Source organism: Winogradskyella poriferorum, from assembly GCF_036553625.1.
Lineage (GTDB): Bacteria > Bacteroidota > Bacteroidia > Flavobacteriales > Flavobacteriaceae > Winogradskyella > Winogradskyella poriferorum.
The window spans coordinates 659,547-685,246 of sequence record NZ_JAZHOU010000002.1; the positions used below are offsets into that span (position 1 = coordinate 659,547).

21 protein-coding genes are annotated in these 25,700 nt (G+C 32.1%); 12 read left to right on the top strand and 9 right to left on the bottom strand.

The features are described from left to right. Window positions 1-12: 12 nt before the first annotated feature. Entirely contained in the window at window positions 13-1,002 is a 990-nt protein-coding gene (locus tag V1468_RS09165) for a PorP/SprF family type IX secretion system membrane protein (RefSeq protein WP_331809938.1), read from the top strand. A 77-nt stretch (window positions 1,003-1,079) separates the two neighbouring features. On the opposite strand, the gene V1468_RS09170 is transcribed toward V1468_RS09165, so the two are convergent. Together V1468_RS09170 and V1468_RS09175 are read right to left on the bottom strand one after the other, a co-directional pair. Continuing rightward, window positions 1,080-1,460, bottom strand: a complete 381-nt coding sequence (locus tag V1468_RS09170) for a hypothetical protein (protein ID WP_331809939.1) — start codon at window positions 1,458-1,460, stop codon at window positions 1,080-1,082. Between the two features lie 12 nt (window positions 1,461-1,472). Beyond that, complete coding sequence (locus tag V1468_RS09175; RefSeq protein ID WP_331809940.1) at window positions 1,473-3,593, bottom strand: elongation factor G; 2,121 nt, start codon at window positions 3,591-3,593, stop codon at window positions 1,473-1,475. 136 nt (window positions 3,594-3,729) lie between these two features. On the opposite strand from V1468_RS09175, the gene V1468_RS09180 reads away from it, so the two are divergent. Then, window positions 3,730-4,545 (top strand): DUF1853 family protein, encoded by an 816-nt coding sequence (locus tag V1468_RS09180; protein WP_331809941.1) that lies wholly within the window; start codon window positions 3,730-3,732, stop codon window positions 4,543-4,545. Then, the gene (locus V1468_RS09185) at window positions 4,545-5,105 is read left to right on the top strand and encodes a pseudouridine synthase (protein ID WP_331809942.1); all 561 of its coding nucleotides are present in this window, start codon (window positions 4,545-4,547) and stop codon (window positions 5,103-5,105) included. The genes V1468_RS09180 and V1468_RS09185 overlap by 1 nt, the downstream gene beginning before the upstream one ends. Here V1468_RS09185 and V1468_RS09190 read toward each other — a convergent pair. Both V1468_RS09190 and V1468_RS09195 read right to left on the bottom strand, forming a co-directional pair. After that, window positions 5,095-5,838, bottom strand: coding sequence for a hypothetical protein (locus tag V1468_RS09190; RefSeq protein ID WP_331809943.1), 744 nt, complete (start codon window positions 5,836-5,838; stop codon window positions 5,095-5,097). The genes V1468_RS09185 and V1468_RS09190 overlap by 11 nt on opposite strands. 94 nt (window positions 5,839-5,932) lie before the next feature. Beyond that, window positions 5,933-7,441 (bottom strand): DEAD/DEAH box helicase, encoded by a 1,509-nt coding sequence (locus tag V1468_RS09195; RefSeq protein WP_331809944.1) that lies wholly within the window; start codon window positions 7,439-7,441, stop codon window positions 5,933-5,935. A 137-nt stretch (window positions 7,442-7,578) separates the two neighbouring features. Between V1468_RS09195 and V1468_RS09200 the strand changes: the two genes are divergently transcribed. Next, a complete protein-coding gene (locus tag V1468_RS09200) occupies window positions 7,579-8,145 on the top strand; it encodes an ExbD/TolR family protein (protein WP_331809945.1) in 567 nt (188 codons plus the stop codon). 503 nt (window positions 8,146-8,648) lie between these two features. On the opposite strand, the gene V1468_RS09205 is transcribed toward V1468_RS09200, so the two are convergent. The 3 genes from V1468_RS09205 to V1468_RS09215 form a co-directional block, all read right to left on the bottom strand. Then, window positions 8,649-10,967, bottom strand: coding sequence for a T9SS type A sorting domain-containing protein (locus V1468_RS09205; protein WP_331809946.1), 2,319 nt, complete (start codon window positions 10,965-10,967; stop codon window positions 8,649-8,651). 205 nt (window positions 10,968-11,172) lie between these two features. Next, window positions 11,173-11,652 (bottom strand): Hsp20/alpha crystallin family protein, encoded by a 480-nt coding sequence (locus V1468_RS09210; RefSeq protein ID WP_331809947.1) that lies wholly within the window; start codon window positions 11,650-11,652, stop codon window positions 11,173-11,175. Between the two features lie 140 nt (window positions 11,653-11,792). After that, window positions 11,793-13,793 (bottom strand): alpha-ketoacid dehydrogenase subunit alpha/beta, encoded by a 2,001-nt coding sequence (locus tag V1468_RS09215; protein WP_331809948.1) that lies wholly within the window; start codon window positions 13,791-13,793, stop codon window positions 11,793-11,795. 146 nt (window positions 13,794-13,939) lie between these two features. On the opposite strand from V1468_RS09215, the gene V1468_RS09220 reads away from it, so the two are divergent. The 5 genes from V1468_RS09220 to V1468_RS09240 are packed head-to-tail and all read left to right on the top strand — an operon-like array spanning window position 13,940 to window position 17,936. After that, window positions 13,940-14,890 carry an isopenicillin N synthase family dioxygenase gene (locus V1468_RS09220; protein ID WP_331809949.1) on the top strand — a complete coding sequence of 317 codons (951 nt, stop codon included), beginning with the start codon at window positions 13,940-13,942 and terminating at the stop codon, window positions 14,888-14,890. Beyond that, window positions 14,890-15,222 (top strand): translation initiation factor, encoded by a 333-nt coding sequence (locus V1468_RS09225; protein ID WP_331809950.1) that lies wholly within the window; start codon window positions 14,890-14,892, stop codon window positions 15,220-15,222. The genes V1468_RS09220 and V1468_RS09225 overlap by 1 nt, the downstream gene beginning before the upstream one ends. 4 nt (window positions 15,223-15,226) lie before the next feature. Continuing rightward, on the top strand, window positions 15,227-16,168 hold the full coding sequence (locus tag V1468_RS09230) for a DUF1835 domain-containing protein (protein WP_331809951.1): 942 nt from the start codon (window positions 15,227-15,229) through the stop codon (window positions 16,166-16,168). Continuing rightward, window positions 16,158-17,030 (top strand): nucleoside phosphorylase, encoded by an 873-nt coding sequence (locus tag V1468_RS09235; RefSeq protein ID WP_331809952.1) that lies wholly within the window; start codon window positions 16,158-16,160, stop codon window positions 17,028-17,030. Before V1468_RS09230 ends, V1468_RS09235 begins: the two co-directional genes overlap by 11 nt. Before the next feature lie 51 nt (window positions 17,031-17,081). Then, window positions 17,082-17,936 carry a substrate-binding domain-containing protein gene (locus V1468_RS09240; protein ID WP_331809953.1) on the top strand — a complete coding sequence of 285 codons (855 nt, stop codon included), beginning with the start codon at window positions 17,082-17,084 and terminating at the stop codon, window positions 17,934-17,936. 339 nt (window positions 17,937-18,275) lie between these two features. Here the strand turns inward: V1468_RS09240 and V1468_RS09245 are convergent, their stop codons facing one another. Continuing rightward, entirely contained in the window at window positions 18,276-18,950 is a 675-nt protein-coding gene (locus V1468_RS09245) for a uracil-DNA glycosylase (RefSeq protein WP_331809954.1), read from the bottom strand. A 183-nt stretch (window positions 18,951-19,133) separates the two neighbouring features. Here V1468_RS09245 and V1468_RS09250 point away from each other — a divergent pair, with 183 nt between their 5' ends. Further along, entirely contained in the window at window positions 19,134-21,299 is a 2,166-nt protein-coding gene (locus V1468_RS09250; RefSeq protein ID WP_331809955.1) for an endonuclease MutS2, read from the top strand. A gap of 43 nt (window positions 21,300-21,342) precedes the next feature. On the opposite strand, the gene V1468_RS09255 is transcribed toward V1468_RS09250, so the two are convergent. Beyond that, entirely contained in the window at window positions 21,343-22,926 is a 1,584-nt protein-coding gene (locus V1468_RS09255; RefSeq protein WP_331809956.1) for a thiol-activated cytolysin family protein, read from the bottom strand. Window positions 22,927-23,309: 383 nt separating this feature from the next. Between V1468_RS09255 and V1468_RS09260 the strand changes: the two genes are divergently transcribed. Next, window positions 23,310-25,202, top strand: coding sequence for a tetratricopeptide repeat protein (locus V1468_RS09260; protein ID WP_331809957.1), 1,893 nt, complete (start codon window positions 23,310-23,312; stop codon window positions 25,200-25,202). A gap of 22 nt (window positions 25,203-25,224) precedes the next feature. Further along, window positions 25,225-25,647, top strand: coding sequence for a thiol-disulfide oxidoreductase DCC family protein (locus tag V1468_RS09265; protein ID WP_331809958.1), 423 nt, complete (start codon window positions 25,225-25,227; stop codon window positions 25,645-25,647). Window positions 25,648-25,700: the final 53 nt, after the last annotated feature.

Below are 25,700 nucleotides of genomic sequence, written 5' to 3' on the forward strand. Positions count from 1 at the left end.
AAACCTACTAAGATGAAAAGAATTTTAATATACATACTATTCCTAACTGTAGCTCATGGCTTTAGCCAAGAGCTTAATTTACCTGTTTGGACACAATACTTGGCTGATAATGATTTTGTAATTTCACCAACCTATGCTGGTATTGGAGATAATTTAAAAATTAGAGCAAACGGATTAACGCAATGGGTTGGTATTAAAGATGCTCCAGATAACCAATCCATTTATGCAGATTTTAGAATATCTAATCGTTCTGGTATTGGTGTATCTGCATACAATGATAAAAATGGTAACACACGGCAAAAAGGTCTTAAGTTATCTTTTGCACATCACTTAATTTTAGATTGGAAATCTAAACAATACTTATCCCTTGGATTATCGTATAACATCAATAATTTTAGAATCGACATCGAAAACTTCAATGATGATTATGCTATTCCAATTTTAGATCCAGCTATTAATGGAGATAGAGCTGTTAGCAACAATAACTTTGATGCTGGTTTGCTTTACCGTTGGAAAGATTTCTATTTAAGTTTTAATGCGAACAATCTAGTATCTAAGGATACCGAAGATTTTACAGGTGGCATTGAGCCAAGATTGTTGTTGAACTATCAGGTTTATTCGGGTTATGTGTTTACACCAAAGCATAATAAATATGTAGAGTTTGAACCTTCAGTTTTCTTTCAGTTTTTTGATAGTGACAATCGTTCTGCTACAGACCTTAATTTTAAGTACAGAAAGTTTAACAGAAATGGAGATTACTATTGGATTGGTGCTTCTTACCGTTTCTTAAACGATCAGTTTTTAGATCCTTTAAACCTTGGTCCTATGGCAGGTATACTTCATAATAAACTTTACTTTGCATATTCTTATCAGTTAACATTCAACGATTTATCTGGTTTTAATTCAGGAACGCATGTTGTTACTATTGGTCTTAACTTAATGCAAAGTGCCAGTAATTGTCCTTGTACTAAAGGTAGTAGTCAGAGTTACTACAGATTATAAAAATCAGCACTATAAATTAAAGAAAAAGCCACGACTTATCATCGTGGCTTATTCAAAAAATTAAGCTATGAATAGAACTAAAGGACTTCTAAAAAGTAGTCCATCATTTCTTCCTTAAGATCATAATGTAGGTTAATATATGTGCGCATATCTTCTTTTAATGTGTGTTGTTCATTTTGAAGTCTACCATCAATATTTTCATTAAAATCTACATTATTAATATTTGCCATTTTATTACGGCATCTGTGTAAGAGTTTCGAAATAGCATCTTTCTCTATCATTATTCTATTTTGAAAAACTTCTAACTTTTTCAAAGCTATTGGGTCATCAATTCTCGCTACTGCTTCTTCTAACTTTTCTTGAAACGTATCCATCTCATTAAAATGAAATCTTAACTCTCTTTTCCACGTTTCTATATTAAACTTTAAATCGCTTAAATACATTACTTTACTGTGCATATCTCAATATTTTTAAGTGGTTATTAATTCCTGTTCTTTTACTAATTCTTTTTGTATATGATTTGGTACTGATGCATAACCTTCAAATTTTGTTGAATAGGTTGCTCTACCTTGTGTTAGTGAACGCAATTGGGTAGAAAAATCCGTCAATTCTGCTGATGGAATTGTACATTTTAGAATCTGGTAGTTAACTTCCGTATCTATACCTTGAATAATCGCTCTTCTACTTTGTAGTTCTGTCATTACATTACCCACCATTTGTTCTGGCACACATAATATCATTTGATCTACTGGTTCTAAAAGCTTAGGATTGGCATTTAAAAATGCTTCTCTAAAGGCATGAGATCCTGCAATTTTAAAGGATATGTCATTAGAATCTACAGCATGCATCTTACCATCATATACCATAACTCTTACATCTCTTATATACGATTTAGTTAATGGTCCTGAATCCATAACCTCTAAGATACCTTTCAATATTGAAGGTAAATAGCGTTGATCTATAACTCCACCTACAATGCAATTATAAAATACCAATTTACCATCCCAAGGTAAGTCTACTTCTTCTCTACCTCTAATTGAAAAACCTTCAGGTTCTGACATTCCTTCGTAATATGGTTCAATTTTTAAATGAACTTGTCCAAACTGTCCAGAACCACCACTTTGTTTTTTATGTCTGTAATTTGCTGTAGCACTTCTCTGAATAGTTTCACGATAGGAAATTTTTGGTGCTTCAAATCTAGCTTTTACATCATAGATGTTTTCAAGAATCCAAGTTAAAGTCGCCAAATGTAATTCTCCTTGTGTACCAACTAAGGTTTGATGCGTTTCGGTATTATAGCTTAAATCTACTGTTAGATCTTGGCTATGAATACGCTTAAGTGCTTCGCTTAACTTCTCTTCATCACTACTATTTTCAGCAAAAACAGCTTTTACTAAACGTGGCTGAGGAAACTTAATAGGTTTAATGGTTCCTGCTTCGGCCTTAGTAGCTAAAGTATCATTGGTTTCAGTATATTTTAGTTTTGTAGTTGCACCAATATCACCAGTAGTCAATTTTTGTACAGTATGTTTTTCTTTACCATCCATAATGTACAACTGGTTCAATGTTTCGCTTTCACCTGTTCTAGTATTAAACAACTTATCATTTACATTAACCTCACCAGATTTTACCTTAAAAAATGTAATCTGACCTAAATTTGGTTGGTAAATCGTTTTAAAAACAAACAGAGATGTGTCTGCATCTACTTCTGGTTTTACTAAATCTCCTTCTAACGTTTGTTCTGGTTTTAAATCTGCTGCAGCTGGCGCCACATTATCTATAAAGCCCATAAGTCTTCCGGTTCCCATATCCTTTAATGCAGAAACACAGAATACAGGGAAAAAGTCGTGGTTTAGCATACCTAACTTAATGCCTTTGCGAAGTTCTTCTTCGTTAAGAGTGCCTTTTTCAAAATACAACTCCATTAATTCTTCATCATTCTCAGCAGCTTTTTCTACGAGCTCGTTATGAAGTTGATTGGCATAGTCTAATTGATCTTCAGGAATTGGTAATTTTTCTGGCTTACCACCATCTGGACCAAACTTGTAGCATTTCATTTTTAAAACATCTATGATACATTGTGCACCATCAATTTTAATTGGATACTGCACTAAAACAGCATTATTACCAACAAGTTCTTTTAAACTATTATAGCTCATTTCAAAATTAGCCTTTTCACTATCAATTTTATTGATAACAAATAATGTAGGCTTATGGTATTTATCTACATAATTCCATATAATTTCTGTACCGATGTCTGCACCATGTTTTGCATTAATTACTGTAACTATAGTATCAGCAACTCTTATTGACGACATAATTTCACCTATAAAATCGTCTAAACCTGGAGTGTCAATGATGTTAATTTTGTAGTTGCGCCATTCAGTATGCAAAGGTGTTGCAAAAACAGAAGCACCTCTACGGTGCTCAAATTCATGATAATCGGAAACTGTGTTTTGTTGCTCTACTGTACCTCTTCTATTTATTAAACCTGCTTCAAAGAGCATGGTCTCAGATAATGTGGTTTTGCCAGAGCGATGCGCACCAACAAATGCCACATTTTTAATGTGTTTGTTATCGAATACTTTCATACGTCATAAGATTTTGAATATTAAAATTCCTTGAAAATTATACCCTTAAAGGTAGTTCTCATACAAAAGAAAAAACATGATATAAGTTAGGTTTTCGATATTTTTGTATCCTTTAATCGGAAAAGAAATTATTGAATTGCAAAAAGAATTTGGTTTTAAAGATAGGTTTAAGGGTTTTCAGAACACTCCATTACTTTGGGATTTTGATGCTGTAAAGTCTCTTGTGCAATTCAAAATCTCATCGAGCCGAAGTATGTACAATATTGAAAGGCATCAGAAAAAATTACGATTAGGAAAGTGGATTGAAATCTTTACGGCTTTTCAATTACAACAAATTGAAGGAATAGAATTTATTGCTGAAAACCTTCAAATTAAAAACAATAAGCAAACTATTGGTGAGCTCGATTTATTATTGCTCAAAGATGAAAAGCCAATACATTTAGAGATTGCATATAAATTCTATTTGTATGATGATACTCAAGAATATTCAAATTTTTTAGATTATTGGATTGGACCAAACCGAACCGATAGCTTAGTGCTGAAACTTGAAAAACTAACTCAAAAACAACTCCCTTTACTTTATAAACCTGAAACTAAAGAGACATTGAGAACATTGGGATTTGATAGTCCAAGTTTTGAGCAGTTTGTGAATTTTAAAGCACAGTTATTTGTGCCTTATAATAAAAGTCTTATTGAATTTAATACCTTGAATAAAGATTGTGTGCAAGGATTTTATTTTCATTTTAGTGAAATAGAATTGTTTGTAAATTATCTTTTTTATATACCCAAAAAATTAGATTGGTTGGTAGAACCAAAGTTAAATGTGGAATGGCTAAATTTTGATAATACTCTGGCTCTATTACAGATTTACATTGATAAAAAACAGTCTCCACTTTGTTGGCTTAAGAATGGAAATAATCAACTCTCAAAATGCTTTATAACTTGGTGGTAATGGAAGACAGTTATTATAAAATATATAAACCTTATGGTTACTTAAGCCAGTTTGTGAACAATCAAAATAAACGGAAAAATAAAAAGTTGTTATCTGAATTATTTGAACTTCCTGAAACTATTATGGCAGTTGGTAGATTAGATGAAAAATCTGAAGGATTGCTTTTACTTACAACAGACGGAAAATTTAGTAATTATATTACCAGTTCTAAAATTGAAAAGGAATATCACGTTATGGTTGATGGTATAATTACTGAAACACAAATAGGTACTTTAAAAAATGGTGTAGAGATTTCTGTAAACGGAAAACCTTATCTCACGAAACCTTGTGATGCAGAACTACTAGAAGATACATCTCATATTGTGGATCGCTTTGTAAGAGACGAAAAGCATGGACCAACATCTTGGCTAAAAATAGTTTTAGCGGAAGGTAAGTTTAGACAAGTTCGCAAAATGACAGCAAAAGTGGGTTTTCCTACACTACGTTTAGTAAGAGTTAGAATTGGAAATTATAAATTAGAAACAATGAAACCTGCTGAAATTAAAACGATTAGTTATTAGAAGCAGTTTCTTCTTTTTCAGCAGCTTTTTCTTCTTCAGTTTTTTCCTTAATCACTGTTTTTTCATTGTTGAATACAATGATAGCCTTAACACCTGTTAGCAAATTCCATTCTTTAGAAGAGATTTCCTTTCCTTGGTCATCATAAACAATAAACTCAGCGGTATTAGGGCCAGATTCACCTTGGTTTAATGCTGTAATTTCAACTGTATTTTTACCCTGAATTAAATCTGCCTCTACCCTTCTGTAGCTACTGGTTAGTAGTAAGCTATTTTTTATAAGAACTCCATTTATAGAAATACTAACCCGATCACCATCTGGATATTCGTGATCTCTGCATATAATATTTACAAATTTGGTGTCAACACGATGTTCGCCTAAAAACTGATCTGACATTGTCTTTATAACGCCTCCTTTCTCCAAATCTTTGCTCCAACGCTTCTCAAAGATTTCAGAAGGACTCTTTAGACCATCTTCTTCAATCATAGAAAATGGTTTATTAGATTTTTTAATGACAAACTTCTTCTTTTCGTCATCCTCACCACTTGATTTGTCTTCTTCTTTATCAAGCTTTGGTGCTACTTTTATTTTAGCAGGAAGTGTATCCTTCTTTGTCTTAGATGGTTCGGCAGGAATACGTATAGTTTTCTTCTCCTTATCTGTTACCTGAGAAAATGCAGCAGAAAAAGTAAAAAGGAAGAAAAAAAATAATATATGTCTACAACTTTTCACCAAAGTTAAAATAATTTACTTTTCATAAACTTATGGAACAAAAACCATACCTATTTCAAAATAAACGTATAAAAATGTATTTCCTTACAAAAAAACGTTAAAACTTACCATTGAAGCTAATACGTAATTTTCGGTTATACTCTTCAAACAACCAATCTTTATAGTTATCTGTACTATTCATTATGCAGTAACAATATTGTTTAATACGGTAGGCAATTTCGTCCTGTAATAACTTTACTAAGTTTCTGGCATCATACACATCTTTACTATTCTCTATGCAGATCTTAGAATGCTGTTCTATAGAACGCTCTATAACTGTAAACGATTTTTTACCAGAACCTATAACATCTTTATACTCAGCTTTAACATCAAACTCAAGATTGTCTGAGTTTTTAAATTTCTCTTTCAATGTATCTGGCATAACGTATACAAAATCACGCTCTAAAGACTCGTCATCAATAATGTTTTCGAGATATAAATCTGGATATTTGAAAATATGTTGCCAATCTACTGGTTGGCTCCAAGGCCCAAAACGCGATACATTATTACCCAAATCTATAACCTGAAATGTATTTCTATCCTTATAAATACGGCTACCACGTCCTATCATCTGAAAATATAAGGTCAATGATCGTGTTGCTCTATTTAAAATAATAGATTCTACTGAAGGTTCATCAAAACCAGTGGTAAGTATACTAACAGAAGTTAAAACAGCATCTGGTGTATGTTTAAACCATTTTAAAACCTCCTTACGTTCTTGTTTACTAGCTGTATTATCTAAATGTCTAACGTTGTAACCAGCTTTCTTAAAAGTGTAATAGACTTCTTTTGAGGTGTAAATACCATTATTAAAGATTAAGGTCTTTTTGCCTTTTGCCAACTCTTCATACGCAGCAAGTAGTTTGGTTTGCATTAATGAGTTGGTGTATAATGCCTCAGAGGATTTTACGGTATAATCTCCGTTAATACCAATTTTTAAAGAGGTTAAGCCAACGTCATAATGATACACTTCTGCGCTAGCTAAAAACCCATTATTTATTAAGGTAGAAATATCGTCACCAACAATGAGTCTATCATAATTATCCTTCATTGGTAACTTAATATTACTACTCAAAGGAGTTGCAGTAACACCAAGGATAAAGCAATGTTCAAAAAACTTAAAAAGCTTTCTGAAAGAATTATAATGTGCTTCGTCTATAATAACGAGACCAACATTTTTTAGTTGAAAATCATTATCAGACAAACGGTTATTTAAAGTTTCAACCATAGCCACAAAACACTGGTACTCGTCTTGGTCTGGTAATGTTTTTACCTTACTGTTAATCACCTTATTCTTAACGTTAAAGCCTGTGAGTACATTAGATGTTTGTTTGCATAACTCAATTCTGTGGGTAAGTATTACTACTTTTTTCTTATGCTTTTCTATGTAACGCCTTACGATTTCAGAAAAAATTACCGTTTTACCACCACCAGTTGGCAATTGATATAGCAAATTATAGTTGTCTGCTTCTTCTGCCATAACATCAAAAATGCGATACAAATCCTTAATTTGATAATCGTAAAGCTTTTTTTCTGATGTTGTATCTTTAATGGTGTCTGTAGACATAAAGTTGTATACTCTAACGTTAATTTTGCAAAAATAACATATTGTAAGTGTTTTTGTTATGCTTTGTTAATAACCTTTAACAAGATTGGTACTGTTATTGTGATTAAGAAAATATTAACATTTTAAATATTTACAATATGAAATCATTTCGAAGACATTCTGCGACGGTCAACGCAGGATCTATGGCAGACATTGCCTTTCTGTTACTTATCTTCTTTTTAGTAACAACGACCATTTCAGCTGATAAAGGCATACTAAGACAATTACCTAGTGATTGTCCCGATATTAAGGAGTGTATAAAAGACATAAATGAACGAAATCTTTTAAGAATTAGTCTAAATCATAAACAGGAAATTTTTATTGAAAACAAATTGGTAAAACTTGAAGAGGTTAAAGACATTGTTGGAGCTTTTGTAGATAATAATGGAGCATCTGAATGTGATTATTGTACTGGAGATAAGCTGTCAGAAGCATCTGACCATCCTAGAGAAGCGGTTATTTCTTTAAGTCATGATGCTTTAACCAAATATGAATTGTTTATTTCTATACAAGATGAAATTACAAAAGCATACTACGAATTAAGAGCTCGGTATATTGAAATGAAGTTTAATAAAACACCAAGTCAAATAACAGATGAAGAGTTAATAACTGTAAAGAAAGCATATCCTTTTATTGTTTCTGAGGTTATGGTGAAACGCAATTAGAGTAATGTTTCATTCCTTTTGATGCAATACTCAATGTTTACCTTTTTTGCCCCATTTTTTTGCTTTGTGTACGTAACTTGTTTCAATAAGAGCTTTAACTTTCATAGTATTATAGATACGTATAAAGTTAAAATTTGTTAAACTCTAACTCTCTAGTTCATAAGAGTGTAACATTTTTATCTTTTCGTCGTCTATTTAGTGTAATCAATTAAAAAACAAAAATCATGAGAACTTTAAACAACAATCAATTAACAAGTACAACTACAGAAACTAGAATCTATACTTGGAACAGCAAAAGACGTTATAGATAATAACGTAATTCATCAATCATTAAATCAAATCAATTATGAAAGCCTTATCAAAAATTGTCAATACATCTCACAGTTTAGATGATGACTTAGAAAACATTAAATTATGATTTGGATTCATCACCCAAAAACCTTAAAATAAAAAACCAACACAATAAAGGTGTTGGTTTTTTTTATTCTACTATAATATTTTGATTAGTCCTTCACAATCTTTTGCGTTAAGCTTCTGGATCCAGAAGTAAGCTTTATAAAGTAAATACCACTTTGATATTGTGACATATTTATATTATGAGATGTTGTGTTAGAACTAAAATTTCCTTTAGAAATTTGTTGACCTAAAGCATTGTACATTTCAAATTGTACATCTTCATTTATAGAATTAAATACAACATTAAGATTATTATTTACAGGATTAGGATAAAAATCCACGACATTTTCTAAACTATAATCATTTATACTTAAGGCATCTTTAGCGGTAAATGTAACTGATTCAGAATTACCAAAGTTTCCACCAGATATAATAACATTTCCATTTTCATCCTCTAAACTGTAAGACCCATTTCCCCAGCTACAGCATATTCCGTCTCCGTAGGAATCAAAAATTGAAAAACTATAGCATTCGTCTAGGACTGGTATCGTAATGATTTCCTGGTACGTCGAATTATCAGCGTAATCTACAGCTGGACCACTAATAACTAAATTATTAGAGCTATCTAACAATTCCCACGATGTTTCGTCACCAAAACTATCTGTTGTAACATTTAATACTACTTCTGTAGTAGTAAACGATGGTGCAACATCAAAATCTAAAGTAAATGTATCATTGATTGTGTTTTCATCCGGAACACCGTTTGGACTAGATACAGAAATATTAAATGTATGTGCACCAGTAGCTAAATCTGTGTAAGATGGTGTTGCAACAACTGTCTGAGCATTGTTAGCAAGAGAACCAGTCCAATTAACAACTGTATTTGCACCTCCGTCTAAAGAGTATGTAACAGTTGCAGAAGTTAAATTTAAACTTCCTCTATTGATTAATGCAATTTCAGGCATAAAATCTGCATAACAAGCGTTATCTCCACCAGAAGCTAAAGTTACAGAAGCATCATTGTCAAAAATTTGTACTTCAGGGTATTGACCTATACTAACATCTCCTGTGTTAGTTGGGTCTAGCCAGTCGCTAACTCTTGTTGCTGCAGTAGTACCAAAACTCCATGCTACACCAAATCTTCCATAAAAATCTGGTTGACCATTATTACTAGTACCAGTACAAGCCGCGCCACCACCAGATAGTACACCTATTAAATGCCCTTCTTCATTAAATAAACCAGATCCTGAAGAACCGGGTTCTGTAACACCTAATTCCCACTCTGTAATATACCACATTTGGGTATTGGCATTTCCGTTAAAAGGTATGGTTTGTCTTGTGGCTCCATCATCATCTCTACATACTTTTTGTATATCACCACTAGGATGGTGAATACCAAAGTTAAGAGCAGGAACTTGTGTTGTTGATCTATTCCATCCAACCCAAACTACATCTGGATTACCATTAAAGAAACTTGTATCTGTAATTTCTACTAATTCCATATCAGATTGAGAGCTGCTAGCTCTAACTACCGAACCACTAACCGTTTGATTAAATGAGCCATTAGTACTATTGGTTGTTGTAGAACAAGATGGATTTGGGCTTCTCCAATTAAACCTAAAAGCCCAACTACCTTCGCCACCACTACAGTGATTTGCTGTCATAAAATAAGGTGTACCATCATTACTTGTATTATTGATGAGCGTACCAGAACATATACCAGTACCACCACCAACGGTAATCATTGCTGATGCGTGTTTAATATTTTCTTTTATATTATCTATTCCGTAAGGATCTTCACCAGACGGAGTAATATCACAGTCTACATCTTGATTACAAGCACCAGAATCATTAAGTGCTTTTTGATACGTCTCCGCTGTTCTGTATCCATGAATAACTGAGCCAATTGTTAATTTAGCTTCTCCAACTGCATTAGCTGGCTCATAATATTCTATCCATGCCTTATCACCATTAACAAGCCAAGTACCAAGTACTTCTTCTGGGTTATTGTTGTTGTGCGTAAAAGGTCTTAAAAGATCATCTTTGGCATCGTTATACACATAAAGCTTTGCACCTTCAGGCAATTTAAATACATCGAACATAAAATTTAATGAAGTTGCGTTTTCAGAATAATAGGACATTCTCCAAATTCTGTCTCCATTATTTAGCGTTGTCCATTTACCAACTTCATTAAAATCATGATCTACATATATATCATGACCAAATCTCCAAGGCTTAGATTTATCTTTATCATTAATTATATCTTCCTCTTGTAATTTTTTTAAATTAAAAGAAGGAAGTTTATATGCTTTAACGTTTGGTATGTTTGACATAGACCAGCTTGGAGGCTTTACTTCATCGGGTATGACTTGAGCAAAAGAGAGCATCGAAGCCATAAAAAGGGTTAAGAGTAATTTAATTTTCATAAGTATTAATTATTAGGAATCTTTAAAATTAAAGCTATAAATCTATATGACTAATAAAAATGTTAAGAAATAATTAACAATCGATAAAAAATCAAATTATCCGACAAAAAGCATAATTATTTAAGATAAATATTCATAAAAAACAGGGGAAAATAAAAAGCCAGCTACTGCTGGCTTTAAAACTAAAAATCTTTTATTACATACCTTAAGAAATATTGATTTGCTTAATAGGCTTTTTCTTGGCTTCATCTCTTTTTGGTAAAATTACCTTTAAGATACCGTCTTCATATTTGGCATTAATTTTTTCTGTTTCTATTGTTTCTGGCAACGAGAATGAACGCTTAAAAGAAGAATAACCGAATTCACGTCTTGTATAATTTTCACTTGTTTCTTCATTCTCTGTATTTAGCTCGGCAGAAATTGATAACATTTGATTGTCTAAACTGACATCAAAATCTGATTTTTTTAAACCTGGCACTGCCATTTCAACAATATACTCCTCGTCATTATCTAAAACATTTACTGCTGGTAATGTAATGCCTGTATTGAAATTAGACATAAACTCATTACCAAAACTTTTGTTGATGATATCATCCATCCAAGATGATAAACTCGGTAGTGATTTAAAACCTAAACCTGAATTTGATTCACTACCATTTTTTACTGTTGGAATTAAATTACTCATAAGTTTTAAAATTTAAATTAAACAATTATTTTGAATATTATTTGCAAAATAAATGCCATTAGAAATTTTGTGCAAAAATTTCAGCAACACTGACATTTTTTCAGTAAAGTTTTAATTAGCAGATGTATACGCAAGTATAATTAATATGAAAGAAGATCTAATAAAGCCTCTTTGAATTTCCCTTTTGCCAAATACTGTTGTTCCAATTGTGGTGCAAAAGGTATTGGTGTTTCCAAGCTTGCAACACGTTTTACAGGAGCGTCTAAATACTCAAAACAGTCTTCCATTAGCATTGCAGAAATATCGCTAGCAATGCCACCAAACATACTATCTTCCTGAAGAATAATTGCTTTACCTGTCTGTTTAACAGAATTCAATATTGCTTTTTTGTCTAAAGGCTGAAGTGTCCTTAAATCAATTAAATCTGCGGAAATGTTGGGATTAGCATCTAAAGTTTCTAAAGCCCAATGTACACCAGCGCCATAAGTAATAATAGTAACTTCATCACCTTCTTTGATGAGAGAAGCTTTACCAAAAGGCAATGTGTAGTAATTAGTTGGTACATCTTGTCTAATGCTTCTATACAGTGCTTTGTGTTCAAAAAACATTACAGGATTAGGATCGTTAATTGCTGATGCTAATAAGCCCTTAGCATCATATGGAAATGCAGGATAAACTACTTTAAGACCAGGTGTTTTAGTAAACCAAGCTTCATTAGTTTGTGAATGAAAAGGACCTGCTGCAACACCAGCTCCACAAGGCATACGTACAACTACATCTGCATTTTGTTTCCAGCGGTAATGAGACTTTGCTAAATAATTAACAATAGGGTTAAAGCCAGAAGTAACAAAATCTGAGAATTGCATTTCTACAACAGCTTTCATACCTGCTATAGATAGACCCATACCTGTTTCGACAATAGCAGATTCGCATATAGGCGTATTACGAACTCTTTCCTTACCAAATTTATTAACAAAGCCTTCTGTAATTTTAAAAACACCACCATACTCGGCAATATCTTGTCCCATAATTACCAAGTCCTTATGCTTTTCCATAGATTGTTTTAAACCTTCAGAAATAGCGTCTATAAGACGAAGTTCTTTCGTTTCGCTGTTTGGACTATATTCTTCATAATCAAATGATTGATATATATCATTTAATTCTATACTTTCAGAAGGTGTAATTTCGGCCTCAGCATATGCAGATTCTAATGAAGCGTCAATTTCGGCTTTAATTTCCGACACATATTTATCGTCAATTTCGGCTGATAATATTTTTTTACTAAAAAGGTAACTTCTAAAGTTTTCGATAGGGTCTTTTGATTCCCACTCTTCCATTAACTCTTTAGGAACATATTTTGTGCCACTAGCCTCTTCATGACCTCTCCGTCTAAATGTTTTAAACTCAATTAAAATTGGTCTTGGACGCTTTCTTATACTTTCAGCTAGCTTTTTAACCTTAGTGTAAGTTTCAATAATATTGTTACCATCTAGAATAAAAGATTCTATACCATACCCTTTACCTCTATCTGCCAAATGCTTACAATAATATTGCTCATTGGTTGGAGTAGACAAACCGTAACCGTTATTCTCAATACAAAAAATGACAGGCAATTGCCAAACTGAAGCTACATTGAGAGCTTCATGAAAATCACCTTCGCTTGTACCTCCTTCACCTGTGAAGACTGCTGTAACCTGTCCGTTATTTTTTAAAATATTAGCTAAAGCAATTCCATCTGCAACACCAAGCTGAGGCCCTAAATGAGATATCATTCCTACAATTTTATATTCTTGTGTACCAAAATGAAAAGATCTATCTCTTCCTTTAGTAAAGCCGCTAGCCTTACCTTGCCACTGACAGAATAAACGATGAAGCGGAATCTCTCTTGTTGTGAAAACACCTAAGTTTCTATGCATTGGTAAGATGTATTCGCTTGGCTTTAGAGCCATTGTTACACCGACCGAAATAGCTTCTTGTCCAATACCAGAAAACCACTTAGATACTTTTCCTTGCCGTAGCAGTATTAGCATTTTTTCCTCTATGAGTCGAGGTTTTAGCATATTATAATAAAGCTTAAGCAATACTTTATCATTTAAATTACGCTTATCGTATTCTATATTGCTTTTGGTAATGGTAGGCATATATATTGAAAATTATATTGCATCAAATGTAAATAAAATGCTCTAATATTATATAATTGAAGTTTCAAATGTCTTTTCTTCGTGTTTATATTTTACTACTATTTCGTTACTTTTGTATATTGACTTAATTTTTAAATAAAATTCCAATGGATAGAATACCTAGTGTAGATTTAAAGGATTTCCTTTCAGAAGACCCAAATAGAAAACAAAAATTTATTGATGAAATTGGTAAAGCATATCAAGACATAGGGTTTGTAGCTTTAAAAGGACATTTTTTAGATGATGAATTAGTGGACAGACTTTATAAAGAGGTTAAAAACTTTTTTGATTTACCTCTAGAGGTTAAGGAAAGTTATGAAATACCAGGTATTGGAGGTCAAAGAGGCTATGTATCTTTTGGAAAAGAAAGTGCTAAAGGCAAGAAAGAAGGTGACTTAAAAGAATTTTGGCATTTTGGGCAATACGTTGAAGATGATGAGGAACGCAAAAAGGAATACCCAGAAAATGTTGAAGTGAAAGAACTTCCGGAATTCAACAAGGTAGGTAAAGAAACCTATCAGATGTTAGAGAAAACAGCAAAATATGTTTTACGAGCCTTAGCATTGCACCTAGGTTTAGAAGAAACTTATTTTGATAATTATATTCATAATGGAAATTCTATCTTAAGACCAATTCACTATCCACCTATTACCGAAGAGCCTAAAAATGCAGTTAGAGCCGCAGCTCATGGAGATATTAACCTTATTACTCTTTTAATGGGTGCTCAAGGAAGAGGTTTACAAGTACAAAGACATGATGGCGAATGGCTAGATGCCATTGCAGAGCCAGATGAATTAATGATAAACGTTGGTGATATGTTATCAAGACACTCAAACAACAAATTAAAATCTACGATTCATCGCGTTGTTAATCCACCAAGAGAATTATGGGGAACGTCACGCTACTCAATACCTTTCTTTATGCATCCTATTAGTGAAATGAAATTGGATGTTTTAGAAAGTTGTATTGATGAAGACAATCCTAAATTATATGATGATATCACAGCTGGCGAGTTTTTGAATGAGCGTTTAGTTGAACTTGGATTGATTAAAAAATAATGGACTTAAAAGATCAATTAAAAAATTTATTTCCAGATCACGTACCAGAGCCTTCCGAAGAAGATAATAGTGATAAACAAAGTGACATTTGGTTGCAAGATGATCCTATAATATGCAAATATGAGAAACGGAAAGGAAAGCCAATAACCATTCTAGAAGGTTATACTGGAGCAACAGAAGACTTTAAAAAACTTGCTAAAGAACTAAAAACCAAGCTGAGTGTTGGTGGTAGTTTTAAAGATGATAAAATTATCATCCAAGGAGATTATAGAGATAAAATAATGACTCTTCTCAAAGAAAAAGGATTTAATGTAAAACGTGTTGGAGGTTAATTTTATGACGAAACAGATTCTTCATATTACAAATGGTAGTGCACTTACCGAATATTTAAGAGATCTCGATTTTAAGGACGATATATTAACATGGCAAGAAATGCTGTGTGAAGGACCAACCATTCCAAAAATAGATTCTGATGAGTTTTTTGAAATAAGAAGTCATTTTCTAAAAGAATACTATGATATAGAAGTTGATGAATATGAACTTAAAAAAGAGTTGTCTAAACTAGACAACACTGATAAATACGACGAAATTCATCTTTGGTTTGAGTATGATTTGTTCTGCCATATTAATCTTTTAGGGGTATTAAACTTACTACACCAACGAGAGATAAAAAAACCTTTATATTTAATTTGTAGTGGTCGTGTAGCAGGAGAAAAAAATCTTAAAGGGCTTGGTGAACTTACAAGATCTCAACTGCTAGATCATTACAATAAAAGAGTAAAATTAACCGACCATGATAAAGAGCTAGCAATTACATTATGGAGAACATATTGTGGTAAAGACCATAATATTTTAAAACCTTATATCGTAAAGGAATCCAGCTTTAAATATATGAGTAATTGCTTAAAGGCTCACCTAAAACGTTTTCCGCATCAAAAAAGCGGACTTAGTGTATTAGAAGACAATATACTTCGTATTGTTAGAGATAATGACATAAAATCTAAGCATCATTTATTGGGATACAGTCTTAATTATCAAGGCTATTATGGTTATGGAGACTCACAACATAGTCGATTAATAGAAAAGCTTAGTATATTTTTTGAAGAAGACGAAACCAGTCTTAAATTAAACAGAAAGGGACATGAAGCCCTATTAAGGCAACACAATTTCGCTAATGAAGTTAATAATGATTTAACTTACGGAGGTGTTAATCGATTAGAGTTTCAGTTTAGTGTAGACCAAAATAAACTTGTAAAGACTATATTACATGTCAATTAAAGATTCAGAGCTTATATTAAATCCAGATGGTAGTGTTTACCATTTAAATTTAAAACCAGAAAATATCTCAGACACCATCATATTTGTTGGTGACCAAGATCGTGTAGAGAAAATTACCAAACATTTTGATAGCATTGAGTTTAGCACTCAAAAAAGAGAGTTTAAAACTCAAACAGGTTATTACAAAGATCGAAGAATTACTGTATTATCTACAGGAATAGGACCAGATAACATAGATATAGTTCTTAATGAGCTTGATGCTTTAGTGAATATAGACTTAAATACACGTAAGCCAAAAACACAATTAACCAGTCTTAATATCATTAGAATTGGTACATCTGGCTCATTACAAGCAGATATACCTGTTGATGCTTTTGTGTTAAGCACACACGGTTTAGATATTAATGGTATGCTTCATTTTTATCAAATTAATGGTATTAGTAATCCAGAAATTGAAGATGCATTTATAGCACATACAAATTGGGACAAAAACAAAGCAAGACCAATAATTATAAATAATAGTAAGTACTTAGAGAAGTATTTTGAAAGTGATATAGTATTTAAAGGCATGACAGGTACTGCAGGTGGATTTTACGGTCCACAAGGCCGTGTTTTGCGTCTGCCATTGCATGATCCGACTTTGAATTCAAAATTAGATAACTTTAATTACAAAGAATTTAGAATCACAAATTTTGAGATGGAGACTTCTGTAATTTATGGATTATCAAAACTATTAGGACATGAGGCTTTATCTCTAAATGCTATTATAGCCAATAGAGCAACAGGAGATTTTAGTAAAGATCCAAAAGGTACAGTAGAAAAATTAATTATCTATGCCCTTGAAAGAATTGTGAACATATAAAACACATACTTACTAATTAAAATTAATTTAATACAAACACATATAGCATAGATGAAGCAAGTAAACATTGGTGGAGTTCCGGAGCACTTTAATTTAGCTTGGTATTTAACCCTAAAAAACGGTGAATATAAAGCAGAAGGTATTAATCTTCGTTGGCACGATTATTTTGGCGGAACTGGTGCTATGTGTAAAAGCTTACGTTCTGGAGAAATTGATATTGCGGTTATTTTAACAGAAGGAATTATAAAAGACATTATTGATGGTAACCCATCAAGTATAGTACAAACCTTTGTAGAAACGCCATTAATTTGGGGAATTCATGTCGCTGACAAATCTGAATTTAAAACAATAAAAGACATAAAAGGTACAAGAGCTGCAATAAGTAGATATGGTTCAGGTTCGCATTTAATGGCATATATTAACGCTAAAAATAACAACTGGAATTTAGACACAGATCTTAATTTTGAAGTTATAAAAAATTTAACAGGAGCGGTAGAAGGGCTAACTAATGGTGATGCAGACTATTTCATGTGGGAAAAGTTTACAACAAAACCCTTGGTAGATGATGGCACCTTTCGACGTATTGGAGAGTGTCCTTCACCATGGCCTTGTTTTGTTATAGCTGTAAGAGATGAGTTTATTGAAAACAATAAAGAAGAGCTTAAAATAATTTTAGACATAATCAACACCACCACATTAGATTTTAAGTCCATACCTAGTATTGATAGAACAATTTCTAATCGTTACGACCAAGAGATTGAAGATGTACAAGAATGGTTATCCATAACCGAATGGTCTCAAGATGTCATTGATGAAAAAACAATAGAAAAGGTTCAGGATGAACTCCTTAAATTAGATATTATCTCAAAAAAAGTGAATTATTCAAATTTGGTTACCAAAATTTAACAATCTCTTATTAATAAGATGTTAAATTGCTAAATCCTTAAAAAACACCGATAAAACGTATGTTTTTTTCGATTAAAAACACAATTTATCAACTGTTTAATGCAATTTTTCCTACTTAAAACGCTTATAAATATCAGATTTTCAATTTTTTAGTTATATTTGTCACGCCCTTATAATTCTTTTAATATAAAAAACAGATTAATATGCTATTAACAATTACTCTGATTCTTTCTTTTTTAGTTGCTATTAACTTTTTGTTATTAATGTTTAGTTGTAACAAATCGTCTAAAAAAGTTGAAAACAAAAAACCTCATATAATCCGTACAGAAAGACCTACTCCTACTCTAGTTTCCAATCAATTACCGACTGGTCAACTTGCTGCAACAGGTAGTTAGTTTTACTAAAGTGCTTATTTCCAAACCAATAACCTCTATTAGCACTTAATGGAGAAGGGTGTCCTGTTTCTAAAATTGAGTGGGAAGATATATCTATAAGTTTCTTTTTCTTTTTCGCAAAACCTCCCCAAAGTAAGAAAATTACATTTTGTTTTTTCTCACTTATAAGTTTTATAACAGCATCGGTAAATTGTTCCCAACCTTTATTTTGGTGACTTCCTGCTTGGTGTGCTCTAACTGTAAGAGTAGCATTTAATAATAGTATGCCTTGTTTTGCCCAAGGCATTAGGTTACCACTTTTAGGGTATGCAAAACCCAAGTCAGTTTCTATTTCTTTAAAAATATTAACTAATGAAGGTGGATGAGGAATACCTTCATTAACAGAAAAGCACAGGCCATTCGCTTGACCTACACCATGATATGGATCTTGTCCAATTATAACAACTTTGGTATTATCAAAGGAACAATGATTAAAAGCATTAAATATCTCAGAACCTTTAGGAAAACATTCATGGTTTTTATATTCAGCTTTTACAAAATATGTAAGATTCTTAAAGTAAGGTTTATTAAATTCAGCTTGTAAATGCGGTTCCCAACTTGGATGAATATCAACTTTCATAATTAATCTTGTTTGCTCTTAATAATACTTATTATATAATTTTAGCTTTTAAAAAAATCAATTTAGTGCAATTTAAATTGATTTACTCATAGGTTTCAAAAATAACGATTAGCAATCTTTATAGCTGTTAGGCTTATCACAACATTTACCCTAAATTTGCAATTCTAAAAATTTAAAATTATCATGATACGTATTCATGAAAAAACCTTAAAAGATGTCGAGTTCTTTACGGTTTTGCAACAAATTTCAGATCATACAATAACAGCTTTAGGTAAAGAAGCTGTTCTAAATGTGCGTCCTATTGAAATTGAAACACAATTAGTACGTGAGTTAGATTACGTAAATGAATACTTATCTTCGTTTGACAACGATAACCGAATTCCTAATCATAGTTTTGAACCAATTTCTAAAGAAATTAAACTTTTAAGTATTGAAAATACTTATTTAGAAGTTGCAAGTTTGCAAAAGCTGGTTAGTATATCACTCACATCTAACGCCATAGTTAAATTTTTAGAAAAGTTTAAAGAATACTACCCAAAATTAAATCAGTATAGTAGTCATATTGAAATTACTACGGCTATTATTGAACAGGTTGATGCGGTTGTAGATCGCTTTGGTGATATTAAAGATGAAGCTTCACCACAACTTTCCTCGTTACGTCAAGAAATAGGGAAGTTAAAAGGTAAAATTAACAGCAGTTTTTCTTCAGCATTAACAAGATATCATGGTCTAGATTATCTAGATGATATTAGAGAATCTGTTGTAGACAACAGACGTGTACTGGCGGTAAAAGCCATGTACAGACGTAAGGTAAAAGGTGCTATAATGGGTGGAAGCAAAACTGGTAGTATTGTTTACATAGAGCCAGAAACTACACTACAACATACCAGAGAACTTAACAATCTAGAATATGAAGAAAAAGAGGAAGTCATTAAAATTCTTAAAGAATTAACCAATTATATAAGGCTTTTTCTCCCGCTTCTTAATGATTACCAAACGTTTTTAACCAAGATAGATGTTATTGCTGCAAAGGCTAAATATGCCAGAAGCATGAATGCCATATTGCCAGAACTCACCAATGAGCGTAATCTATTTTTGAAAGATGCATACCATCCACTACTCTATTTAACAAACATAGAAAAAGGTGAAAAAACATTTCCGCAGACTGTAGCGTTAAGTAGTGCTAATAGAATTATTGTTATTTCAGGTCCAAATGCTGGTGGAAAAAGTATCACGTTAAAAACCGTTGGCTTGTTACAAATTATGCTACAAAGTGGTATGCTAATTCCTGTTCATGAGCGCAGTGTGGCATGTCTTTTTGATCGCGTAGTAAGTGATATTGGCGATAATCAATCTATAGAAAACCACTTAAGCACATACAGCTACCGACTGAAACAAATGAATTATTTCTTAAAGAAGGTTAATAATAAAACACTTTTTCTAATTGATGAATTTGGTACAGGTAGTGACCCTGAACTTGGTGGAGCTTTGGCAGAAACTTTTTTAGAAGTGTTTTATGAGCGTAAAGCTTTCGGCATAATTACTACCCACTACTCTAACTTAAAACTTTTGGCTAATGAATTGCCACACATGCAAAATGCCAATATGCTTTTTAATGAAAAAAGCTTAGAACCTATGTATAAGTTAGTGACTGGACAAGCAGGAAGTTCTTTTACGTTTGAAGTTGCTCAGAAGAACGGCATACCATACAGTTTAATCAACAAATCAAAAAAGAAGATTGAACGTGGTAAAGTGAGGTTTGATGCCACAATTGCGAAATTACAGAAACAGCGCAGCCGTTTAGAAAAAACCGAACAATCGCTAAAAGCTAATGAAAAGAAAAAGCTTTCTGAAGCAGAAAAGTTAGAAGAAACTAATGAAAAAATCCAGAAAAAGTTAGAAAGCTTTCAAGAGTTATATGATAGCAACCAACGCTTAATTTATCTTGGTCAGAAAGTAAATGATCTGGCTAAAAAATTTCAGAATAACAAGAAAAAGCGTGAGTTAATGGCAGAGTTATTTCGTTTAGTTCAGATAGAAAATTCTAAACGAAAAAAAATATCAGCAAAACAAAAACGTGCCGAAAAAGCTAAAGAAAAGCAGATAAAACAAGAAGCTGAGAAAAAGGTTGAAGCTATCCGAAAAAAGAAAAAGGAAGCTAAAAAGAAAGAGGTTGTTGTAGAAAAACCTAAACCTATCCTTAAGGTTGGTGATCGTGTACGCATGCATGATGGTAAAGCGGTTGGTAGTATAGATGCTATTGAAAAAGGTAAAGCAACAGTAAACTATGGTTTGTTTACAACCAATGTAAGTGTAGATCTTTTAGAGCTGGTAGAAGCTAAAAAATAATAAGCCAAGATTTTGAAACCAAACCTTGGCTTTTGCTAATTTTTTAATCAGGATAATTACTGCATGCACTCTCTGGGTTTGACGAACAACTTGTACAGAGTGCTATATCTCCATTTCCCCATCCAGTAGGATTATACCCTCTGAGACATATATTTGAACTCACATAACCAGGTGTACCAGCGGCAAACGGTTCCCATCCACCAATACCTAATGTGCCAAAGTATTCTAAATCATATTCTACATTCCATGCACCATCTGGTATATTAAAAGTTTGTTGACTTTCATCTGTGATGGTTGTCCATCCAGAATCAAACTCTAACTCTTCTTCCGTATCAGTATAACTGTAATAGTATCTAAATCGCATATTTCGAACTTCAAAATCATTGTAAACTTTAATTTGTGCATGCTCATAAGGATTACTTCCACATTCCTCTACCGTATAATCTGTTGTATAACCCATTTTTGCAATAGAATTATCATCCAAATAACGTATTGTATATGCAATTGGTACACCAGGATTTGTAGCACTATAAACCGCATTTTCACCAGTAATTATATAATTTAAAGCACCAGGACCTTCAGACATATTAGCAGCATCTACTGCGCTAGAACTTACTTCAGCATTACCTCCTATCGTAATAATATTAATTGATGACTCTTCAAGAACCTCTTCATAAGTTGAATTAATATCTATTTCACCTTCATTAACACCTGTGGTATATTGCAAAACTGATTCTAAGCTGATATCTGTATTCATGTTAGTAGTTTCCATGCGAAGCATAATGATTCTACCATAATTAACAGAACTTACATAAGCAGCTGGATTGTCCTCATCTATTATTGTTTGTACATTTTCTAAACTCACATTTGGTCCAAAAACACCTGCAGGATTAATACTCTCTGGAGTATTCATAGTTACTGTATAAAAAACTTGCTTAAATACCATTGAAGCTACACGTCTCTCAGAGTTAGTTTCTAGTTCCATTTGAGAGGCTATTGCTCCTGTAGCCCAAGCGGAATTTAAACCAATATCCAAGCTCAACTGTGTAGATGAATACGATGTTGCTGCTTGGTAAGATGAGTTAGATGCATTGACATAACCATTTTGATAGGCATTATTGTTCCACCAATCTAATGCCTCATCAATAGCAACTTGTACATTAGCATTGTTTGGATCATCTATTTCAATGACACCATTAGATCCTATACCAGGTAAATCTATTGTTAAAGTCATAGGAGCTCTATCAACAGATAGTGGATTGGGTGCACCATCTAACATATCTTGATTGCCTACTACCAAAGCACCTGGATAAATAACTCCTGCAACAGGTCTAAGAATAGCCACATCGTCAAAGTTAGATTCTAAAGTATAATCTTTGGTTACACAATTGGTAACATTACCTTCATAAATATTGTTTGCTGTGGTTTCGCCATTTAAGGTTCGTTGTGATGCATTTCCTCCAGTATCTTGAACATTGAGCATTGTGTCTGGATCATAGTTTAATCCAAAAATATAATCGTTAATACTCTCTGCATCAGGATTTACTGGGTTATTAAAATCTTCGTCCTTATTGCAGCTGTAAGTCACTATAAAAAGTAATACAATTAACACATAATTTGATTTCATAATAATTAGAATTTTGTGGTTAATAATTGTAGTGACCTTAAATTGGTAAGTCTGCAGCCTTATCCAAAATAAGACACCACAAAATTGGTTTGTCGTTTATCGACAGTTCAAAGCTATCTATGATTATTGCTGAAATCTAATTTTTAGCATGGACAAAGTATGGACAATAGTCTTAAATATTTATATATCGAGTATAAAATCTAAAAAAGCAATCCAATTTTACATATCTGAAAATCAATGATTTAAAAACAAAGGTGTTATCTATATCTATGGACAAGACATAGACAAAACTTTATAAATACTCTTTAAGTAGATTAGAGGGTTGTCCAAGGTGTTTTAATTTTAACTAACTTCGTTACAGCTAATTACTAAATATTTGCGATATGATTTTTCGGGTTATTATTCTTTTCATTTTATGTTTTTCCTCAACAATATTTGCGCAACAACTGGAAACTCAAATTGAAACATTAGAACAAGAACTTAATCAAGAATCAAAACCAAAAGAACAAATTACTATTCTCGAAAAACTATGGCAGCTAACCCAATATAAAGATGATAATGCCGCTGTTAAGTATGCCAAACAAGCAATACAGATCTCAGAAGAAGCAGATTTAAAAAATGAATTAGCAAAAAGCTATGAAAGACTAGGTATTGCCTACTCTAATTTATCTAAAAATAAATTGTCTAATAACGCTTACTTAAAAGCTATAAAACTGCATAAAAGTTTAGACAATAAACGTAGAATATCTGGCATATATATGAATCAAGCTATTAATTTTAAAGATGAAGCCAAATATGACAGCGCATTAGTCTACATAGAAAATTCAAAACCATTCATTGATGAGTATTGTTGTAAAGACGATTCTATTCTAATGATAAATTACAACAGTATTAAATCTAACATATATTTAGAACAAGGCAAGTATTTATTGTCATTAGAAAATGCTATAAAGGCAGCTGAACTTTCAATAATAGTTAAAGACACTATCTTATATGCAGATAATATTGCTACGGTAGGCGATGCTAATGAAGCACTTGGTAATTATGGTATTGCCATAAAAAATTTAAAGGAAAGTCTATCTATTTACAAAAGTTATGACGACACCTATTTTGCAAGTTCTACATCTCGAAAAATTGGAGAATTATATACCAACAAGCAGCCTATTGATGTTGATAGTGCAAAGTTCTATTTTAATAAAGCCTTAGTACTAGCAAAAAGTATAGATGCAGATTTTTTGGAAATGCAAACATTAAACTCAACTGCTGAATTTCTTTTACAGATTAAAGAATTCGATGAAGCCAAATTAAAATTAGAACAAAGCGAAGAGCTTACTTTACTAATAAATGATGATTTTAGTAAATCTCGAATAGATTTGGCGTTAGGAAAAATATATTATGAAGAAAAGAATTATGATAAAGCTTTAGCAAAAACAAAAAAGGCTCTAGATCAAAAACAAAGAATCGGACTACTTGCAGGCACAGTAGATGCTTACCAACACATGGCAAAGATATATAAAGCCAAAGGTGATTATAAAAATGCTTTATTAAACCATGAAGCATATAAAAAACACTCCGATAGTCTATATAATAAAGAAAAAGCGACAAGATTCGATGAATTACAAACTAAATTTGAAACCGAAAAAAAAGTAGCTGAGATTGCATTAAAAAACGAAGAAATAAAAACACTCAATGCAAAAGCAGAAAACGACAAGCTTACTAAAACCCTATATGGTATAGGTATGTTCTCCTTCTTATCTATTGCAGCATTACTATATTTAGGATTTAAACAGCGCATCAAAAAGAACAAAATTGAGCGTGAAAAACAAGAGGAAATTTTTAAGCAAGAAATAGATTTTAAAAAGAAAGAATTAGCATCTCAGACGCTTCATCTTGTTCAGAAAAACACATTTATACAAGAATTAAAAGAAAATTTAGAAAAAATAAAAAAATCACCAGAACTATTTAAAGTAGAGTTCAGAAGACTAGTAATGCTTCTTAAAAAGGAAAGTGCTGAAGATAAAGATTGGGAAGTTTTTAAATCTTATTTTTCTGAGGTGCACAATAATTTTGACAATAAGATTAAGGCAATTTCAAAAGATATTACGGAAAAAGAAATCCGCTTAGCTTCGTTTTTAAGAATGAACTTATCCACCAAAGAAATTGCTTCTATGCTAAATGTATTACCAGATAGTGTTTTAAAATCTAAATACCGATTAAAGAAAAAACTAGAGTTAAGCAAAGAAGAGGATTTAACTCAATTTTTAAACACTTTATAGCCTTTAGAATTATCTTTGTATTGTGGTAAAGTTAATTCCAGAAAACAAACAAATCATTCTTTTTGATGGTGTCTGCAACCTCTGCAACAGTAGTGTATTGTATGTTATAAAGCGAGATTATGACAATAAGTTTTTATTTGCACCACTACAAAGCGACATTGCAAAATCAATAACTTCGGACTATAAAATAGACACTAACAAGGTAGATTCTATTCTTCTTTATAATCCGATTAAACAAAAAGTGTATTCTAAATCTACTGCTGCGTTACAAGTTGCTAAACAACTAAATTTTCCTACCAAATTAATGGCTGTATTTCTTGCTGTACCTGCTTTTATTAGAAATTGGGTATATGATTATGTTGCAAAAAACCGTTATAAATGGTATGGTAAAAAAGAAGCTTGTATGATACCAACACCAGAATTGAAAGCTAAATTCTTGATGTAAAAAAGCCTTCTAAAAATTGATTCTAAAAGGCCTTCTTTAAATTAACAACTTAC

What these genes read in the sequence shown, in the direction of transcription:
- V1468_RS09210 (WP_331809947.1), bottom strand. Translation starts at nt 11,652, where the DNA reads ATGAGTAATTTAATTCCAACAGTAAAAAATGGTAGTGAATCAAATTCA.
- V1468_RS09260 (WP_331809957.1), top strand. Translation starts at nt 23,310, where the DNA reads ATGATTTTTCGGGTTATTATTCTTTTCATTTTATGTTTTTCCTCAACA.
- V1468_RS09185 (WP_331809942.1), top strand. Translation starts at nt 4,545, where the DNA reads ATGGAAGACAGTTATTATAAAATATATAAACCTTATGGTTACTTAAGC.
- V1468_RS09230 (WP_331809951.1), top strand. Translation starts at nt 15,227, where the DNA reads ATGACGAAACAGATTCTTCATATTACAAATGGTAGTGCACTTACCGAA.
- V1468_RS09255 (WP_331809956.1), bottom strand. Translation starts at nt 22,926, where the DNA reads ATGAAATCAAATTATGTGTTAATTGTATTACTTTTTATAGTGACTTAC.
- V1468_RS09235 (WP_331809952.1), top strand. Translation starts at nt 16,158, where the DNA reads ATGTCAATTAAAGATTCAGAGCTTATATTAAATCCAGATGGTAGTGTT.
- V1468_RS09225 (WP_331809950.1), top strand. Translation starts at nt 14,890, where the DNA reads ATGGACTTAAAAGATCAATTAAAAAATTTATTTCCAGATCACGTACCA.
- V1468_RS09240 (WP_331809953.1), top strand. Translation starts at nt 17,082, where the DNA reads ATGAAGCAAGTAAACATTGGTGGAGTTCCGGAGCACTTTAATTTAGCT.
- V1468_RS09175 (WP_331809940.1), bottom strand. Translation starts at nt 3,593, where the DNA reads ATGAAAGTATTCGATAACAAACACATTAAAAATGTGGCATTTGTTGGT.
- V1468_RS09205 (WP_331809946.1), bottom strand. Translation starts at nt 10,967, where the DNA reads ATGAAAATTAAATTACTCTTAACCCTTTTTATGGCTTCGATGCTCTCT.
- V1468_RS09200 (WP_331809945.1), top strand. Translation starts at nt 7,579, where the DNA reads ATGAAATCATTTCGAAGACATTCTGCGACGGTCAACGCAGGATCTATG.
- V1468_RS09170 (WP_331809939.1), bottom strand. Translation starts at nt 1,460, where the DNA reads ATGCACAGTAAAGTAATGTATTTAAGCGATTTAAAGTTTAATATAGAA.
- V1468_RS09215 (WP_331809948.1), bottom strand. Translation starts at nt 13,793, where the DNA reads ATGCCTACCATTACCAAAAGCAATATAGAATACGATAAGCGTAATTTA.
- V1468_RS09195 (WP_331809944.1), bottom strand. Translation starts at nt 7,441, where the DNA reads ATGTCTACAGACACCATTAAAGATACAACATCAGAAAAAAAGCTTTAC.
- V1468_RS09220 (WP_331809949.1), top strand. Translation starts at nt 13,940, where the DNA reads ATGGATAGAATACCTAGTGTAGATTTAAAGGATTTCCTTTCAGAAGAC.
- V1468_RS09245 (WP_331809954.1), bottom strand. Translation starts at nt 18,950, where the DNA reads ATGAAAGTTGATATTCATCCAAGTTGGGAACCGCATTTACAAGCTGAA.
- V1468_RS09250 (WP_331809955.1), top strand. Translation starts at nt 19,134, where the DNA reads ATGATACGTATTCATGAAAAAACCTTAAAAGATGTCGAGTTCTTTACG.
- V1468_RS09165 (WP_331809938.1), top strand. Translation starts at nt 13, where the DNA reads ATGAAAAGAATTTTAATATACATACTATTCCTAACTGTAGCTCATGGC.